Genomic DNA, 15,866 nt, shown 5'->3' with positions numbered 1-15,866 from the left:
ATCAAGCAAGTGGTCGAGATATTCACGGTCGGCGGCGGCGAATACATCGTCAACGTCCTGAACGCCGTCGCCGCCTGGACCGGCGCCGGCGGCTACAAGAGCCTGATCCAGGTCGCGCTGGTGATGGGAATGGCGCTGGCGGTCATCGTGCTCGCCTTCAATCAGGACTGGCGCGCCTGGCTCAACTGGTTCCTCGGCGCGACGCTCATCTACATGTGCCTGATGGTGCCGCGGATGGACGTGCACGTCACCGACCGCGTGAATCCCGGCCTCGCTCCGGCCACGGTCGCCAATGTTCCGCTCGGGCTCGCGCTGATGGCGAGCTTCACCAGCCAGGCCGGCGACTATCTCACGCGTTCGGCGGAGCTCGTCTTCGGCCTGCCGGACGATCTCAACTATTCGAAGAACGGCATGATCTACGGCGCGCGGCTGCTCGAGGCAACGCGTTCCCTGCGCATTAACGATCCCGAGTTCGCCGCCAATTTCGACGAGCATGTCCGGCAATGCGTGTTCTACGACCTGCTGCTCGGCCGCTACTCGATGAAGGAGCTGTCGCAGAGCAACGACATCTGGGCGACGATCTCGCCGGGCAGCGCGGCGCGCGCGCAGAAGTTCGTGACCCGCCAGGCTGATGACAGCGTCACCGCCTCGATTGTTACCTGCCGCGAAGCCTATACGTCGCTCTCGAACCAGTGGGCCGGCCTCATCGACGAGATGACGCTGGTCGCGGGCCGCCAGCTCTACCCGCGCCAGACCGAAGCGCTCGCCAGGGCCAAGCTTCTCGCCGACCTGCCGGTCGCCTATCAATATCTGAGCGGCGTCTCGCAAAGCGCGAGCGCGATCTTCCGTCAGGTCCTCACCATCAACGCGATGAACCAGGCGATGCACGGCTTTGCCGGCGCGAGCGGCACGACCAGCGTCGACGTCTTCGCGCAGACCCGCGCCGACATTCAAACCGAGCGGACCTATTCCTCGATCGCGCACAATGCCATGAAATGGGTGCCGATACTCAACGTCGTGCTGACCGTGGTCTTCTACGCGCTGTTCCCGGTTCTCTTCCCGCTGTTCCTGATGCCCAGGAGCGGGCCGCTTGCTCTTAGAGGCTACGTCACCGGCTTCTTCTATCTCGCCGCCTGGGGCCCGCTGTTCGTCATCCTGCACATGATCCTGATGTTCAAGGGCGCGAGCGATGTCGCCGCCGCGAGCGGCAGCACCGGGCTCAGTCTGGCGAACTTTGGCGGAATGAGCGACGTCAACAGCGATATCGGCGTGCTGGCCGGCTATCTCGTCGCCTCGGTGCCGTTCCTTGCGGGCGGTGTGGCCAAGGGCGCCATGGCCATCTCCACCCAGGCGACCTCCTACCTCAACCCGAGCCAGAACGCGGCCGAGGAAGCCGCGCGCGAAGCGAGCACGGGCAACGTCTCGCTCGGCAATTCGAACATCGACAATTCGAGCGTGTTCTCGCGCCAGTTCGCCCAAGGCAACCTTGCGCCCAACATCGCCTATGGCGCGGGTCAGACTCGCAGCTTCGGCGAGAGTGGCACGCAGACCACCAGTTTTCCCGGAGCCGAGTTCGCGCATGTGCCGACGTCGAGCTATCCCTTCAGCCCGACGCTGGGCCAGGATTTCAGTGGTAGGCTCTCGACCATGGCGAGCCAGAGCCGCGGTCAGAGCGAGACCTTCTCCAACCTCGCCCAGCAATCCACGAGCTCGGCGGTCACGCGGTTCAACGAGATCCGCGATGCTTACACGCGCTCGCGCTCGAACGAGAGCGTCAGCGGTACTTCCACCAGCGACAGCATCGGTAGCGCGTTCAACGAAGTCGACAGCGCTTCCAAGACGCTTCAGCAGCAGTTCGGGCTGTCCCGCCGCGCCGCTGACGACATCACGGTGTCATGGTTCCTGAATGGTGACGCGGGTGTGGGAGCTAAAGCTGACGGAAAGGTCTTCAGTGGTACCGCTGGAGTGCGCGGCGGCCGAAACCAGAGTTGGACCGACAGCGATATCGGGATCGCTTCGGAGGAGCGGTCGCGGGTGCTTGGTGCGCTCAGGCAGATCTCCGAGAGCCAGAATTGGTCGACCACGCGCGAAGGGTTCTTGCGCGAGACAAGTTCGAGCTCGGAAGCGCTGGTTTCGAGCAATGCCTCAGGTCTCACCACTTCGCTCACCGAGGCGCAGAGCTACACCGTCGAAGCACGCCGCGCCGAAGAGCTTGCCAGCCGCCTCGAGAATCAGGCGAGCTGGTACGAAAGCGCCACTGCGGCCGGATCGCTCAATCTCAGCCAGGCCTACCGCGAGTGGGGCATGGCCGAGATCGAAGCCAACCGGGATTATTACGGCCCGGTGCACTTCGATGACATCGAGTTCCAGATGAGCGCCCAAGGGCAGCAGTTGCAGGCGCGCTTCGTCGAGAGCTACGCGGACCGGTTGCATGGTGACATCGCCGACGACCTTGTTCTGCCTGCCTTTGCGCCGATTTCACGCCCCGACGTAAGTTCTCAAAGCGATGTGCGTGGTTCGGTCAGGCTCGGAGGACCACCAAGAGAGTTGTCGGGCTCGTCCGGCGATCGCGAGGAGATTGAGCAGGAAGTCGCGAGAGTTCAGGAGCGGGGCGAGCAACGAGTGGACCGCGTTACAGATGACCTGGAGGGTAGAACGCGGGACGCACGAGGTGCGTCAGCGGAAGCTGCCGACAATGTGAAGAAGTGGTAGATCAAATCAACCCGTCGTAGATTATCACATATGCGATGAAGCCGAGCGCAATGATCCCGGCAAAGATCAGGGCCCTTCGCTCCCATGGATCGGCCCAGGCCTTCTTCCAGGTGTATGCAGCCATTCGGTCGTCGGCGATAGCCCGGTCGACCTCGCGAAAGCCCTGCCAATCCTGGCCGCCGGAGTTCCTGGATTTGTCTGGATCACTCATCGACCAACTCCTTCACGAACCAGAACCGCCCACCTCTGCTCTTCCTGGGAGACGTTGGAGGCGCGCAGCCAGCAACTTAACTCAAAAGTTTCGGGAATACGATATGCCGGACTTGGACCTTTGCATCGGCGATGGCAGACAATCCTAATGAAGCACGCGATCCTCAGAACGACTTGGCTGGCATTTGCATGACGTTCCAGCGCAGATCAGAGAAGCAGCGTGTTGGCAAACCGGGGGCGGTGATCTTCGACTTCCGCCAGGAGTTACATCGGCAGAAACGGGCGAAACGCCGATCGCTCGCGATGCTTGTTGGCGGTGGTCTGCTGGCGGGAGCTATCGGCGGGCTCGTCGGAATCAACTGTCGATTCAGTACGGCGAGCGCGCAAGCAAGGGCGATGCATAGCTTCGCCGTGTGCGGAACTATTCGAAAGACGTGCGTGGTAGATGGCGACACGATCTGGCTCGAGGGCGTGAAGATCCGCATTGCCGATATCGACACGCCGGAGATTTCCTCGCCGAAATGCAATGCGGAGTACGAGAGAGGTATTCGTGCGCGCGATCGGCTTGTGGTGCTGCTCAACGGTGGCGAGTTAGAGCTGCGCCCGATCGGAAACCGCGACGAGGACCAGTTCGGACGCAAGCTTCGCGTCATAATTCGAAGTGGCAGATCGTTAGGTGATCAGCTGGTATCGGAAAACCTGGCCCGCACCTGGACCGGTCGGCGGGAGTCGTGGTGCTGATGCGCGATTGGCAGACCGACGAAGAGCGCGCCGAGGACGAAGCGAACGCCTGGAAACTCCATCTCGAAGCGTGGGTGATCGGGGCCGCGATGCTGTTCGCGATCGCGTGCGCTGTCGGTTGGCTGATGTGACGCTCACACGAGAGCAGGAATTGTGGGGCGTGGCGCTTTGGGTTGAGAAGGCACACGGCAATCGCGGGCCTTCTTTCATTGCCGAGAGAATAGACGCCCTTGCTCGATGTGGTGAAAAGGACGGGGCTCGGCTGTGGCAGGAGGTTGCTCGCCGTTTTGACAGGCTCGCGGACCGGCAGGAAGACGATCCGTCCTCGTAAGGCCTTTGCCTTCACTGCCGCGTTCGATCCGATCGAGATAGGCATTCAACCTTTCAAGAGTGCGTCGTCTGGGGCGCCTCCCCGTTCTCAGGTCGAGTACGAACCTTGGGTCACCGACTGCGCGGCGGCCGAAGCGTGTTGCGGAGATGCGGTGCTTGATGAGATGTATCTCGATCCGGTCCAACAACGTCATTGCTACTAACCTCGACTCGCATCTTGCTTGTGTTCCTGTTATGTTCTTATTAGGAAGACTCTCGTGAGTCTAGGAAGAATCCTACACCCGACGAGAAGCATGAAGGACCGACCATGGAGAATGTCAGGGAAGAACTCGACCGGCTGATCCAGAAGCACAAATATGGCTATGCCGCGATCTCCAGGCTGCTGGGGCGCAATGCCAGCTACATCCAGCAATTCATCAAGCGGGGCTCGCCCCGCAAGCTCGACGATGCAGACCGCAAGATCCTGGCGAGCTTCTTCGGCGTCGATGAGCAGGTCTTCGGCGGTCCGGCTAACGTCGTGTGGGACGGCCTTGTGGAAATCCCCGTGCTCGATGTTGAAGCGTCCGCGGGTTTCGGTGCCGTGGCGGCGAGCGAGACTGCTCAAACACGTTTCGGGTTTGATGAGCGCTGGCTGCGTAGTCTGACGGCGGCAAAGAGCGCTAGTCTTTCAATCGTGCGAGTGATGGGCGACTCCATGGAGCCCACTCTCAGCGACGGCGATGAAGTACTGGTTGATGCATCCGATCACGCATCACGGCTTCGTGACGGGATTTATGTCCTGCGCGCCGACGACGCACTTGTGGTGAAGCGCGTCGCCATCAAACCCGGCGGCAAGCAGATTACGATCGCCAGCGACAATCCCGCATACCCGACCTGGAGCGACATGAACCGCTCAGAGGTACACGTGGTCGGGCGAGTGATCTGGTTTGGGAGAGCTCTCTAGGGCGACCGGGTTCTTGGGCCGACAGCGCATCGACTGCTTCGCGATCGGCGCTTGGTAATGCGGACCTCCGGAAAGCAAATCTCAGCGGCCAATCGCCAAGTTCTCCACATCAGTGGATGCACTCCTGGGTCATCGCATTCGCTACGTGCGAGTCCCTTTCCTCACCATGCGCTTAATGTGAATTGGGGGGGCGGTGGCCCTCCACCTCCCGGGCCGGTCAAAGAGCGGCTGATGGCCCAAAACGCGCGGCAGTTGCGTTGAAGCCGACGGTCGCTTTGGCGTCAATTGCGCGGTCGTCGGAACAGCGTCTTGCAAGTCCATTCGCAGAGCCGGCTCCACCACGGCAACCTGGCGCGACGCCCAAAATAGCGCGCACGGCGTGCGGTTTCTCGGTCCCGCCCCCTCGCGATCTGCGCGGGTGTCCACGTTCGTGCCCACTCAATGCCGCCATCCCGGATAACGTAATGAGAGCGGCACGGGAATTGCCAGTTTCCGATAGACGGCCACAAGCTCGGCCCATGCGTGCCGGCGCTTACCTCCCACTCGGTGGGGCCCAGCGGAGTGCGGACTTTGCGCCCGCAGCCGCACGCGCACAGGTGGGCCGCAGTCTCGAATTCTCGCGAAACGTAGAGAACCCCGGGCTCAAGGCTGGGTGGCATCGACCGGACATCCTCACGCCGCATGTGCATCGAAATCCGTCTCCCCCACCGACGACAGGTCGTTAATTGCGAACAGCAGGTGCTTGTAGGCGGCATCCTCGCGGTAAAAGCCGCGCACCTGCTTGTAACGCACCAACGCCAGCGCCGCATTGATGGCGTTAAGTTCGCCGATCTGAATATTGTTGCGATATAGATCGCCGGGTCCATCGCTCAGCTCCGCCAAACCGAGCCGCATCATCGCCAGCGCCTCATCCGCAGGGTAGTGCGTGACCCGAAGCATCCCGGCGAGCCCGTCATCCTTGCGCCTCAGACCCATGCCTACGTCTATGAAAGGAATGCCCAGCTTAGCGAGGAGCGCGAAGATCGCGGCCCGGGCGGACCCCTTATCGACGCAGACGAAAGCGAACGTAACCTCCTCTAGCTCGGCGCGGGAAGTCTCATCGATGTAGATCGGCTTGAGCGTGAGCCCATGGCGAAAGTGGGCATAGCGTTCGCGATACACGTCGGCCTTGAACTGGCCAAGCTCGCGCTCGTCGAGGCGCCCGGGCGAGCGGAAGCTTGTGTGGACGTGGAAACGGTCGCCGTCGAACCCACGGATCTCGCGGACAGGCGTCTTGACGAGGCCATCGAGCAAGTGGCCACCCGTTCCGCCCAGGCCAATGATTGCAACGATATCATTCTCAAGTTTCGCAGTGAGGTCGCTGATCTGCGCGCGACTGGTGAGGGTGTCCTGAAACTTGAACACCGGATGTTCGGCGACGGTCTCGCAAGCGCGGAAGGTGAACGGGTTCGCAGCGTACTTCTCGATCGCGGGACCCGCGATGATTGCTACATAACTTTCTATCTTGTCGAAGAAATCCGCAAAGCGACCCGCGATCCGCGGCTTGTTCGAGAAGGAACGCTCGACCACGATGTCGCTGCAGGACGCTGAAAGCTGGATGGTGGCCGGGCCACCGCCGAGGTTGCGGATCGCCTGCCCATCGAGTCCATGCGGCGGCGAGCCCGCGAAATAGACTTGATGGTCGTCCTGCTCGACGCGTTCACGGTCGATGAAGACGAGCTTGGCGACGAGCGAGCCCCAGGCGAGCGAGCCCGTCTGATCGAGGTAGGGAATATCGCGAACGATCAGGCAATTGCTGTCGAAGGCGATTGCGTAACCCTTGTCGGCCAGGCGGCCGAGGTCGGGATTACGACTGACCAGTTTCTGATACATTGAACAGCATCCCGTCCTTGACCTTGACGCTCGCGCCGGGAACGAGAGTCCCTTCGGGCTTGTTGCCATGGCCGCGCTTGTAGAGCACCGAGTAGGTAACCTCCGGGTGCTGTGCGTAGTCGGGCACCTCTAGGGTCACGACTTCGGCGTAGCTGATGTCGCCTTTGGGCCACTCGTGCTCGGTGCCCTCGACGACGATGGTAACGGTTTTTTTGTCAGGCTTGTTCACGAGTCCATCTCCTACTTCGTCTTGCGGTTAGGGCGCTGGGTCAGCGCCGATGCCGCCGCCGTCTTGGCTGCCTTGCTCGAGCGCGGATCCCGCAGGACCTTGGAGGCAGCGCTGGCGGCGCGGGGGCTGGTGACTTCCGATTTACGTTTCATGGCATTCACTCCGGTCTGTGTGGCGAGAGCCGTTAAAGTGCGGCGCTCGATAGCTATGTAGTAGCCATATTATAGCTAGTCAATGGCCATCTTGTAGCTAATTTCTGTTGACAGGACCGTTCTCTGGCATTACCTGCGCGAAACACGGAGCAAGCATATGAATGACAAGCGGACCATGACGCTGAACCTCAGCGCTATCGAAATGGACATCGTGGAGAAGCTGGCCGACGAGAAAGGCCTCTCGAAAACCGCGCTGGTGCGTCAGGCGCTGCGTCTTTACCAATCGATATCGGATCGGATCTCGCGTGGCGAAAAGGTCTTCGTGGAAGACCCCGCGACAAAGGACAAAGCGGAACTCATGGTTCTGAGCTGAGCTCAATCGCGTGTCTGATAAACCGCTAGCGACGTTCTCGGTTGTCGATCGAGAGACGAACCAGCCGACGGATCTCGATCTGTGGAGCCCAGTCGCGGAACGGCACAAGGATCATTTTCTCACGCGATGGCGCCCCATATTCGATCGCCATCTCGACGAGATCAGGGCCAACGGCGGAAATGTCGACGAAGTTGTCCAGCTGCGCATGATCCAGGATGCGCACTGGCAGTGGGCGAGCAAGGCCGATGCCATTGAGGGTCGGCTTGACTGGGCGTCCTTCGCGCTCGAAGGCCAAGGCGTCACACAAGGCTTGATGTTTGCGCAAACGGCAGGGTTCGCAAAGGAGCCTTCGCAGAAAGGCAAGCCGCTGGTGAAGGTCGTGCTGCTCGCGAGTGCGCCGTGGAATCGGCCAACTCTGGCCGCTGTTCCTCGCTTCAAGGGCGTAGGGCGCATCTTACTCGGCGCGGCGATCTCGCTCAGTTTCCACGAGGAGTTCGCTGGACGCGTGGGGCTGCACGCCCTGCCCCAAGCCGAGGCCTGGTATCGCGACGTTTGCGGCATGACCGACTTAGGGGTCGATGGCACAGGCATGCGTTATTTTGAAACCACCGAGGAACAGGCGACAGCCTTCCTCGCGATTTAGGAAAGGAGCTCGAGATGGAAATCCTTATCTCCCAGGAGTGGCTCCAGCGTCGGATCGACACGGATCCCATTGTCGATACGGATGCTGGAGCGCCGATAATGGTCCTTCAGGACATCGGCATGTTCTTGTCGCCAGAACTGGTTGGCGACAATGCAGTGCGCAGCGAGCGGCTCGCGCATAGCTTTGGCGTGCTCATTCGCCAATTGCGAAGACGAGACAGTCTGTCGATCGAAGACCTTGCGAAGAAAGCGCGGATCGACCCCGAGCATTTGCGCCAGGTCGAGCACGATCCGCACTATCGGGCCAAACCCCGGTTGGTTCACCAACTCGCGAGCGTGTTCGAGATTCCGGAGCGATCGTTGATGGTCCTGTCCGGGGCGATGGTCGCCAATGACAATGCGCTCGAGGAGCAAGCCGAACGATTCGCGGCGATGTCGGATGATATGTCCCAACTGACCCGGGACGAACGGCGCTTGTTAAATGATTTCGTGAAGTTCCTGGCGGAACGGGTGCACTGAGCGAAACATGCTTATCGGGCAAGTCGGCGAATACGAGGCTAGCGATATCGAAGCCATCGTTGCGCGCCTACTGAAAGATCTTGGAAATCCCGAACCGCCGCTAGATCTGGAGATGGTGCGCCGTCAGCTCGATGTCGATCTGAAGTACTACAGTTCGAACGACGTCGGCCTGTTCGACGAAGTGGCCCACCGGCTGAAGATGGCTGGGAAGCAGCTGTTCGACAAACCCACGGCCCTCTTCGATGCTATCCGCAAGGCCGGTCTGTCGGCTTTGTGGGTTCCCTCATCCCGAAGAATTATGATCGACCAAGAGGTGCCCCATCCAAAGCATCGCTGGATCGAAGGGCACGAGATTGGGCACAGCCTGATCCCGTGGCACCGCGAATTCCTGTTCGGCGATGACGGTGTCACCCTCGATCCTGCGTGCCATGCAACGGTCGAGGCGGAAGCGAATTTCGCCTCGGCACGGCTGCTCTTCCTCCAGGAGCGCTTCGGCGCGGAAGCGCGCGACTGCGACTTGGGCTTTGACACAATCAAGATGATGGCGAAGCGTTACGGTAACACTCTGACTTCGACCTTTTGGCGGATCATCGAAGATCGTGAACCCGATCGGCCGGTTTTCGGAATGATGACCGCCCACCCTCGGCACCCGAGCATTGGGAGAGGCGACAACGGCGCGACGGTCCGCTACTTCATCCGCTCTAAGGCATTCCGCGACCAATTCGCCAAGTTCAGCGCCGAGGACGGGTACGCCGTGATCGAAAAATATGCGACTGCTCGCAAGCGCGGCCCGATATTCGAGGAGACCGACATTATCGCCAACGACCGCGACGAGCCATGCGAGTTCTACTTCGAAAGCTTCTGCAACTCCTATAGCTTGCTCACAGTCGGCTCATTTGTAAGCCCACGAGCAATCATCGTCTAGCCACCACGGGACGATCAAAGCGCGTATGCGTCTCTTTACCTCATCACAATTAACCGACCTTGGGTTACGTCTTCAGTGAAACGAGGAAGTTGGAGAACGGTGTGCGCGACCCTCTGCGGGCAACTGGGCCCCTCGCCTTGCTGGCGCTTTCTGCTTTTTCGGTGAGCCCGAGCAATGCCCATCCAGGCGGCCTGGCCGCAGATGGATGTCACAATGATCGCAAGAATGGTGGACGGCATTGTCATCGCGGTTCAAATGCGGGCGGTTCCAGTCAGCCTCAGCGCGCCTCGGATGGACGCGTCTACTATGCCCAACTGCACGGCCGCCCGGAATGCTGGCGCAGCATCGGTTCGGCGCGGCGAGCCTGGCTATGGGGCCATCTGGACCGAGATAACGACGGCGTGGGTTGTGAGCAGCCGCGGCTAGATTCCGATATCGATCGCTTTGGTCTTTTCGCGTGACAATTCACGCTCGGATTCTCGCCCCAACTGCTCGTCTCGGCCCTTTGAAACTCCACTCGCCGCGGCATCTCGCAGGCGTTCGGTGACCTCTAGAGCCGATGCCTTCTCCCCCTTGTTTCGCGCCACCGCGCCTCCCAACCTTGTCGCACTGTCGACCACCAGCGTCAGATGATCGCGAAGGCGCGTCACGGTTACCAGGAACGTCTTCTGATTGGAGAGATTGCGCTCACGGCTGTCCATCACCGCGATGCCCCGGTCCGATGTCAGCCCTTGCGCCATGTGCGCGTTGAGCGCGTAGGCGAGATCGATCCGCTTCAGCATCGGGTCTCCCTCTTTCAGCTGGAGCTGCTCGCCCCTGGATGTCTCAATCGTGACGCGATCACGTTCGATTGAAACAACCGTGGCGCGGTCGGCATTGAACAGTCCGCGTCGGTGATCGTTGCGCGTCCAACGAATCAGATCTCCGCAGTAAACCTCCAGTTTGCGCCGCTCGTACAGCGCCAGATTGTCATCCTTGCCGGTTCGCCCCACTCGGCCGGGCCGGAACGCATGCTGGCGACCGTGATCATCCTGAAGCCGAGCGACACCGTTTGCCTCATCGATGTCGAGGACAGCATATTCGCCGCGCCTCAATCCCAAGGTGCGCTCGGACTTCGCGACCTCCACAACCATGCCGGGCCGGTAGTCTGCGAGGTAGCGCAGTTCCTCGCGGGTCAAGTTCACCCGATCGAGCACTTCGAGCGCGATCTTCTCCGGGCCGATTTCCCCGTTCGCCTGCAGGCCGCGTTGGATTGCTTCGTTGACCGCAGAGCGGATCTTGCGGCCCGACGCATAGATCGCCGTGCGCTCGCGCCCAGAGGGCGGCAACGAGAGCCAGCGTTCCGCCGCGACGATCGCTCCATCGCCTCCGGCTTCAATGGTGTGCCCTTTGAGGTGGTCCAGCGCCGAGCGCACGAGGCCTGCCTGCGCGGCCGCCTGCGCCTGCCGCAGAACGGGGTCGCGGCCGCGCAGATTGGTGTTCATCTCCGCGCGGGCGATTCCGCCCTGCTGGAGCAGCGCGAAGGGCTTGCCGGCATAGACCGCACCGAGTTGGCGGCGATCGCCCATCAGGACCAGGCGATGCACGCCGGCCAGGTTCGCGATCTGGATCAGCTGCTCCTTGTCGGCGTTCGAGACCATCGAGGCTTCATCGAGAACCAGGACATGGTCCTGCAGAGCCGCCTTGGCTTCGGTTCGGTGGGCGCCAACCCCGGGCTCGTCGATCAGCTTGCCCCAATCCGTGAGGAACCGCGCGAGCGTCTGCGAGTGTATGCCCGTGTCACGCTCGAGCATCTGGACGAGCGTGTTCTGTACCGCGAGCCCGATGACCGGATGGCCTTCCTCGCGTAGCACTTCGGCGACCGGCTTCAACAAGCTCGACTTGCCCGCGCCGGCGACGCCCTGGATGGCGATCGTGCGGTCGGCCGACGACAGGATAAGCCGCGCGGCGCCAAGCTGCCCCTCGTTGAGCTTGAACCCATGGTTGATCTCGGCCGAGGCGTGAACGCGGCTTTCGGCTTCGTCACCCGCAATGCCGGGCTTGATCGCGCCGTTGCCTTCGGCCGCCCAGGCAAGAATGCGCGTCTCCACTTCAACCGCCTCGCGGCTCGTGACCCAGCCCCTGTGCTCGCCTGTCCCCTCCAGAAGATGTCCCGATCGAACCAGCGAGCGTACAGCGGTTTCGACATGGCCGATCGTCGTCGGCAGCCCGAAGTCGAGCGCCGCCTTGTACAGCGTCTCGCGCTCGAAGCCGGCCTCGCGCTGCGAGAGATGGCGCACGCCCGAGGCGACCGCCTGCGCCGCCGCGATGGCTTCGGGACCTTTCTTCAAGACATGGCTCGGCACCAACGGGTCGCGCTCTTCGCCCGAAATGCGCGCGGCAAACGCCCGCAGGCTCGCGATACCGCGCTCGACCAGTGTCATCGGACGCGCGGCTTCGCGCTCCTGCCGCGCGGCTCGAAGATGCGAAGCTTCGACCAACGGCTCGAGGTCGAGTCCGATCTCCTTCGCCGCCTGATCCCAGCGAACAGCAAGCGCACCACGATCCTCGATCGACTCCTTCGCCGAACGGGTGGCAAGGGCGGCAATCCGCCCGGCCTCCAGGCCCGAGCCACGGCGCGCATCGAGCACTTCCTGCCGCCGCGTCGAGAACGCCATCAGTTGTTCGCGACTGATGCCGCGCGCTTCGAAATTGCCGTGCTTGAGCGCCGGTCCGGTTTCGTAGCCGATCTTCTCGACGCTCGTGCGAAAGCGCGCCATCGCGATCGAATTGAGGAGCGTGTTCAAGGACCACAGCCGGTCGTTCTTGAGAGTGCGCCACACTCCGTCGGGTCCCCGGGTCACATTGGCGACGACCGCATGGAAATGCAGATTCGGCTCCTGGCTGCGGTTGGTGTCGTGCTGGAACAGACCGATGGCAAGGTTGCCGGTGGCGACCGTGCGCACCTGCCCCTTCTCGACGAGCCTGGTTTCGGCGGAATTCTTTTCCGCCCAGGCGAGCGTTTCGATGACCGCTTCGCGGTAGGCTTCCACGATCCGCTCGTCCTTGCCGAGGAGAGACAGCAGCGACCAGCTCTTGGGCAGCGAAAAGGTGAGGTCGGTGCCTGGCCGATGCCACTGGCCGGGATTGCCGACGTTCGATCCGTCGGGCAGCTCGCCGCGCAGCAGCGCGTCGAAAGCTTTGGTTTCGACGCGACCCTTCAGGCTCAGCAGATCGGCGCCTTTGCCGATCCACTGACCCGAACGGTCGGCATCGGCTCTGGCGTAATAGTTGTCGGCGGCGAAGTAGCTCGCCGCGGCCGACGGCGAGCGGACATTGGCGACAGAAAGCATTGGCGGCGGATCCCGTTTGGCCCCTCAAGCCTCCCGCCAGGCGATCAGATATCGGGCCCGATATCGCCCAGGTCGCGGTCCTGCTGTTCGCGCGCGGCGCCTCCGAGCAGCGCGCGCTGCTGATCCTCCTGTTGCCGGTGGTCGGCGCGGTTACGATCGCGTGCCGCATTGTGTGAGGCTTGCGGATCAGGGACATCCGGGCGCGACGGCTTGTGCGTCAGGCCACGCCTCTCTTCCGAGCTCTCCCTGGCTTCGCCGAGCGGCAATTCGGATTGCGCCTGAGTGCCGTTTTCTGGCCTGGCACTCGACCTTGATGTAGGCCGCGCATCACTTGCCGGATCGGTGCCCAAGGACGGCTTGGCCGAGGCTTGCTTGCCACCTCTGCCCGATTGCGGCGCGTGAGACTGCGCCGTTCGATTGCTCCGCGAAGGTGCCTTCTGCGGTTCAACCGATGGGCGATCCTTGCGGGCCAGACGGCGCGGCTCGCCGCCCTCGTCGTCGCTCCCTCCGCGATGCTCCGCATCTCGCTGAGTATCAGCACGATCGTTGCCGCTACCGTGTTCCGCACTGGCTCGCGATGGCATCTCACGGGCGATGAAACCTTCGGCGACACGGGGCCAATCGCGCGGTGTCAGCGTAACCGGCGCGGCCGGAAATCCATCCGGAAACTTGATGAAGCCCGACAGGCTGGGAAGCTCCATGAACTCGTCGGGAAGGAGCAGCGGAACGACCTGTCGGCGCGGTGTCAGGCTGACCGCGTCGCGGGCGTTGTTGTAGCCATAGCTGTAGCCTTCTTCCATTTCGCGGACCTCGCGGTGTCCGACCACATCGGAGCACCAGGTCGCAGTTTCGCGGTCTGCCGTTGCGAGAATCAGCTTGGTTCTGGCGAGCGAGGACAGGGTCATCGCCATGTTCTCGCCGTAGACCTCCTTGAGCTTGGCAAAGGCATGCACGCCGGTGACGATCGCGCCGCCGAAGTTGCGCGCGGTCTGGAGGCCCTTTTCCAGCGAGGGGAGCCGGTGCAGCGCCCCTAGTTCGTCGATCAGGAACCACAGTTTGAGGTCGCGCGTGCGCCGCCCGGTCATCAGCGTGTTGATCGCGGTATCGAGCCACAGCGTGAGCAACTGCGAGAGCACGCTCAGGTCGACATAGCGCGCCGAGAGGAACAGCAGCGAACCCGGTTCGCATGTTCCCCTGACCCAGCGGCGGATCGAAAACGGCTCTCCGTCCGAAGGCAGCATCTGCATCGCCTTGGCGTTGACGTTGAACACCGCACGCACCGATTCCGCCATCTTGGCAGCGCTCGGCGTGGTGATCGGCCCCGCCATCGTGTCCTCGAGAAGCTTGTGCAGATCGGATAGGTCGGCGTTCATCAGCTCGTCGGCGAGTGCCTGGTTGCTGCCCCGTCCTTCCGCGGCGAGCTTGATGCAGGTCTCGACGAACATGGTGCGCGCGGCGAGCACCCAGAACTGCTCAGAGCCGCCCCCGTCGTGGGGCACGAGCGATTCAGCCGCGGAATGGAATTCGGCGCGCGAGGTGCAGTCGTTGAACACGCTCCACGCCGGGCAGCGGGCGTCGAGTGGGTTGAGAATGACGTCGCGATCCGCCTCGTAAAAGGTCTCGATAAAGGCCCCGGTGAGGTCGAATATCACCGCGCGCTCGCCCCGCTCGCGGATTTCGTCAACAAGATCGGTGAGCGCCACGGTCTTGCCGGTGCCGGTGGTCCCGACAAGCATCGCGTGGCTCTGCTCGCGTCGCCACGGCCAGCTCACGCCGGCGAGATGCGCGGGGGTGTAGAGCCCCGCTTCGCGCAATGATGCGCGACCGGCCAGACGCCATGCCCAACCCATTTCGCTGCCATATTCGCGCGCCCGTTCGCGGGCGTTGTGCCGGGCGATGTCGCGCTCCAGTTCGGGCAGCGTTGCGAGCGAAGAGCCGCGCACATGCTTCTTCTGTTTCGAGCGCTCGCCGAAGCGTTCGGCGATCCACCAGAAAGCAATGAACAGCGGGACGAGGACAATGCTTGCAACCAGGAAAGTACTCCGCAGGGCCTCCCCGAATGCGGCGACCGCGGCGCGCATCGGCGGGTACTGGGTGACGACCGACATGGGAAAGACGGCGGTCTCGCCGTTGCCCAGTTTGAGGTGCACGAGCTTGGCGGGATCGAACTCCATGAAACCGTAGGCCGAGGCGTAGAGATGCATCCACAGAAGATAGACCTCTTGCTCGCTGAGCGAGGATTGGACCTCCCACCAGCCAAGACCGAGAATGACGAGCACGGTGACAAGCAGCGGTCCCTTGAGGCCCGCCGCAAACATGAAGCCGAAGTGGCCCAGCAGCTGGCTGCCGCGGGTGAAGTTGACCAGATTATGCTTCATGCTCGCCTCCCTTGCCGGAAGCCGGAATGAGACCGAGCCGCTCGAGCCGGCGGTGATAGGCAGCCAGCGTGCGCTCCCTCAGAGTCTCGTCGGAGTGGTGGGTTAGCAGCGCGTCGAGCGCGACTGTGGCGAACACCCGCTGCCGCTCCGGATCGGCCCCGGTGGGGCGCAGGAGCGCATCGTTGTCGCGGGTCCAAGCGGCGACCAGCAGGTCGCGCACGACGATGCTGACGCTGACCTGCTTGAGGCGCGCCTGCGCCCTGATCCAGTCCGCGATTAGCGGCGGAACATAGCTCTGCAGACTTTGATGACGTTGCACTTGTCCAAGCTCCTTGAACGATAAGGAACCTGGCTCACCCTGCGGAAGGCGAGGATCAGACTAAATCACGGGCAGCCTGTAGGAAAACGGAAAGTTCGCCCATTTGTTCAAGGCTTTATGGCAGAGTGATTTGCCCGCAAATCGCGAATCCGCTTCATGCATCACCGGCAAATCAGTTGCTGCATCTCG

At 62.2% G+C, this 15,866-nt stretch carries 18 protein-coding genes and 1 pseudogene; 11 read left to right on the top strand and 8 right to left on the bottom strand.

All coding sequences use genetic code 11. From position 1 onward, the window contains the following. The first annotated feature begins 9 nt into the window (after positions 1 to 9). Entirely contained in the window at positions 10 to 2,712 is a 2,703-nt protein-coding gene (locus tag AR323_RS07195; RefSeq protein ID WP_057883297.1) for a conjugal transfer protein TraG N-terminal domain-containing protein, read from the top strand. Between the two features lies 1 nt (position 2,713). Here the strand turns inward: AR323_RS07195 and AR323_RS07190 are convergent, their stop codons facing one another. Further along, positions 2,714 to 2,923 carry a hypothetical protein gene (locus AR323_RS07190; RefSeq protein WP_057883296.1) on the bottom strand — a complete coding sequence of 70 codons (210 nt, stop codon included), beginning with the start codon at positions 2,921 to 2,923 and terminating at the stop codon, positions 2,714 to 2,716. Positions 2,924 to 3,054: 131 nt separating this feature from the next. Between AR323_RS07190 and AR323_RS07185 the strand changes: the two genes are divergently transcribed. The 4 genes from AR323_RS07185 (at position 3,055) to AR323_RS07175 (ending at position 4,936) form a co-directional block, all read left to right on the top strand. Continuing rightward, positions 3,055 to 3,663, top strand: coding sequence for a thermonuclease family protein (locus AR323_RS07185; RefSeq protein WP_235510494.1), 609 nt, complete (start codon positions 3,055 to 3,057; stop codon positions 3,661 to 3,663). Continuing rightward, positions 3,663 to 3,794 carry a hypothetical protein gene (locus AR323_RS15270; protein WP_268810503.1) on the top strand — a complete coding sequence of 44 codons (132 nt, stop codon included), beginning with the start codon at positions 3,663 to 3,665 and terminating at the stop codon, positions 3,792 to 3,794. Before AR323_RS07185 ends, AR323_RS15270 begins: the two co-directional genes overlap by 1 nt. Continuing rightward, entirely contained in the window at positions 3,734 to 3,994 is a 261-nt protein-coding gene (locus tag AR323_RS15355) for a DUF6961 family protein (RefSeq protein WP_407701072.1), read from the top strand. The genes AR323_RS15270 and AR323_RS15355 overlap by 61 nt, the downstream gene beginning before the upstream one ends. Before the next feature lie 306 nt (positions 3,995 to 4,300). Further along, on the top strand, positions 4,301 to 4,936 hold the full coding sequence (locus AR323_RS07175; RefSeq protein ID WP_057883294.1) for a S24 family peptidase: 636 nt from the start codon (positions 4,301 to 4,303) through the stop codon (positions 4,934 to 4,936). Between the two features lie 281 nt (positions 4,937 to 5,217). Here AR323_RS07175 and AR323_RS15350 read toward each other — a convergent pair whose 3' ends face one another. Genes AR323_RS15350 through AR323_RS14950 form a run of 4 tightly spaced genes read right to left on the bottom strand, consistent with a single transcriptional unit; the run spans position 5,218 to position 7,189 of the window. Then, a complete protein-coding gene (locus AR323_RS15350; protein WP_407701071.1) occupies positions 5,218 to 5,595 on the bottom strand; it encodes a DUF6527 family protein in 378 nt (125 codons plus the stop codon). A gap of 13 nt (positions 5,596 to 5,608) precedes the next feature. Beyond that, the gene (locus AR323_RS07170; RefSeq protein ID WP_057883293.1) at positions 5,609 to 6,808 is read right to left on the bottom strand and encodes a ThiF family adenylyltransferase; all 1,200 of its coding nucleotides are present in this window, start codon (positions 6,806 to 6,808) and stop codon (positions 5,609 to 5,611) included. Next, positions 6,783 to 7,037 (bottom strand): multiubiquitin domain-containing protein, encoded by a 255-nt coding sequence (locus tag AR323_RS07165; protein WP_057883292.1) that lies wholly within the window; start codon positions 7,035 to 7,037, stop codon positions 6,783 to 6,785. Before AR323_RS07165 ends, AR323_RS07170 begins: the two co-directional genes overlap by 26 nt. A gap of 11 nt (positions 7,038 to 7,048) precedes the next feature. Continuing rightward, positions 7,049 to 7,189 carry a hypothetical protein gene (locus AR323_RS14950; protein ID WP_164461512.1) on the bottom strand — a complete coding sequence of 47 codons (141 nt, stop codon included), beginning with the start codon at positions 7,187 to 7,189 and terminating at the stop codon, positions 7,049 to 7,051. A gap of 157 nt (positions 7,190 to 7,346) precedes the next feature. Between AR323_RS14950 and AR323_RS07160 the strand changes: the two genes are divergently transcribed. From AR323_RS07160 to AR323_RS07140, 6 genes and pseudogenes are all read left to right on the top strand, one after another. Further along, a complete protein-coding gene (locus AR323_RS07160) occupies positions 7,347 to 7,562 on the top strand; it encodes a ribbon-helix-helix protein, CopG family (protein WP_057883291.1) in 216 nt (71 codons plus the stop codon). A gap of 10 nt (positions 7,563 to 7,572) precedes the next feature. Next, positions 7,573 to 8,205, top strand: coding sequence for a hypothetical protein (locus AR323_RS07155; protein ID WP_057883290.1), 633 nt, complete (start codon positions 7,573 to 7,575; stop codon positions 8,203 to 8,205). Between the two features lie 14 nt (positions 8,206 to 8,219). Next, the gene (locus tag AR323_RS07150; RefSeq protein WP_057883289.1) at positions 8,220 to 8,723 is read left to right on the top strand and encodes a helix-turn-helix domain-containing protein; all 504 of its coding nucleotides are present in this window, start codon (positions 8,220 to 8,222) and stop codon (positions 8,721 to 8,723) included. A gap of 112 nt (positions 8,724 to 8,835) precedes the next feature. Then, positions 8,836 to 9,648 carry an ImmA/IrrE family metallo-endopeptidase gene (locus tag AR323_RS07145; RefSeq protein ID WP_200956686.1) on the top strand — a complete coding sequence of 271 codons (813 nt, stop codon included), beginning with the start codon at positions 8,836 to 8,838 and terminating at the stop codon, positions 9,646 to 9,648. A gap of 101 nt (positions 9,649 to 9,749) precedes the next feature. Next, positions 9,750 to 9,884 (top strand): annotated as a pseudogene (locus AR323_RS15345) (YHYH domain-containing protein); the annotation flags it as partial. After that, on the top strand, positions 9,823 to 10,074 hold the full coding sequence (locus AR323_RS07140) for an excalibur calcium-binding domain-containing protein (protein WP_057883288.1): 252 nt from the start codon (positions 9,823 to 9,825) through the stop codon (positions 10,072 to 10,074). The pseudogene AR323_RS15345 and the gene AR323_RS07140, both read left to right, overlap by 62 nt. On the opposite strand, the gene mobF is transcribed toward AR323_RS07140, so the two are convergent. From mobF to AR323_RS07125, 3 genes are read right to left on the bottom strand one after another with little or no spacing between them, the layout of a single operon-like run. Next, positions 10,071 to 12,980, bottom strand: a complete 2,910-nt coding sequence (mobF, locus tag AR323_RS07135) for a MobF family relaxase (RefSeq protein ID WP_057883287.1) — start codon at positions 12,978 to 12,980, stop codon at positions 10,071 to 10,073. The genes AR323_RS07140 and mobF overlap by 4 nt on opposite strands. 44 nt (positions 12,981 to 13,024) lie before the next feature. Beyond that, a complete protein-coding gene (locus AR323_RS07130) occupies positions 13,025 to 15,358 on the bottom strand; it encodes a type IV secretion system DNA-binding domain-containing protein (RefSeq protein WP_057883286.1) in 2,334 nt (777 codons plus the stop codon). Further along, positions 15,348 to 15,677 carry a hypothetical protein gene (locus AR323_RS07125; protein WP_057883285.1) on the bottom strand — a complete coding sequence of 110 codons (330 nt, stop codon included), beginning with the start codon at positions 15,675 to 15,677 and terminating at the stop codon, positions 15,348 to 15,350. The genes AR323_RS07130 and AR323_RS07125 overlap by 11 nt, the downstream gene beginning before the upstream one ends. Positions 15,678 to 15,866: the final 189 nt, after the last annotated feature.

Origin of the sequence: Tsuneonella troitsensis, assembly GCF_001441535.1 — a bacterium.
In the GTDB taxonomy this organism is placed as follows: domain Bacteria; phylum Pseudomonadota; class Alphaproteobacteria; order Sphingomonadales; family Sphingomonadaceae; genus Tsuneonella; species Tsuneonella troitsensis.
Note: the sequence above shows the minus strand (reverse complement) of the source record. Positions and strands in the feature narration are given on the sequence as shown.

What these genes read in the sequence shown, in the direction of transcription:
- AR323_RS07190 (WP_057883296.1), bottom strand. Translation starts at nt 2,923, where the DNA reads ATGAGTGATCCAGACAAATCCAGGAACTCCGGCGGCCAGGATTGGCAG.
- AR323_RS07185 (WP_235510494.1), top strand. Translation starts at nt 3,055, where the DNA reads ATGGCAGACAATCCTAATGAAGCACGCGATCCTCAGAACGACTTGGCT.
- AR323_RS15270 (WP_268810503.1), top strand. Translation starts at nt 3,663, where the DNA reads ATGCGCGATTGGCAGACCGACGAAGAGCGCGCCGAGGACGAAGCGAAC.
- AR323_RS07175 (WP_057883294.1), top strand. Translation starts at nt 4,301, where the DNA reads ATGGAGAATGTCAGGGAAGAACTCGACCGGCTGATCCAGAAGCACAAA.
- AR323_RS15350 (WP_407701071.1), bottom strand. Translation starts at nt 5,595, where the DNA reads ATGCCACCCAGCCTTGAGCCCGGGGTTCTCTACGTTTCGCGAGAATTC.
- AR323_RS07170 (WP_057883293.1), bottom strand. Translation starts at nt 6,808, where the DNA reads ATGTATCAGAAACTGGTCAGTCGTAATCCCGACCTCGGCCGCCTGGCC.
- AR323_RS14950 (WP_164461512.1), bottom strand. Translation starts at nt 7,189, where the DNA reads ATGAAACGTAAATCGGAAGTCACCAGCCCCCGCGCCGCCAGCGCTGCC.
- AR323_RS07160 (WP_057883291.1), top strand. Translation starts at nt 7,347, where the DNA reads ATGAATGACAAGCGGACCATGACGCTGAACCTCAGCGCTATCGAAATG.
- AR323_RS07150 (WP_057883289.1), top strand. Translation starts at nt 8,220, where the DNA reads ATGGAAATCCTTATCTCCCAGGAGTGGCTCCAGCGTCGGATCGACACG.
- AR323_RS07145 (WP_200956686.1), top strand. Translation starts at nt 8,836, where the DNA reads ATGGTGCGCCGTCAGCTCGATGTCGATCTGAAGTACTACAGTTCGAAC.
- AR323_RS07140 (WP_057883288.1), top strand. Translation starts at nt 9,823, where the DNA reads ATGCCCATCCAGGCGGCCTGGCCGCAGATGGATGTCACAATGATCGCA.
- mobF (WP_057883287.1), bottom strand. Translation starts at nt 12,980, where the DNA reads ATGCTTTCTGTCGCCAATGTCCGCTCGCCGTCGGCCGCGGCGAGCTAC.
- AR323_RS07130 (WP_057883286.1), bottom strand. Translation starts at nt 15,358, where the DNA reads ATGAAGCATAATCTGGTCAACTTCACCCGCGGCAGCCAGCTGCTGGGC.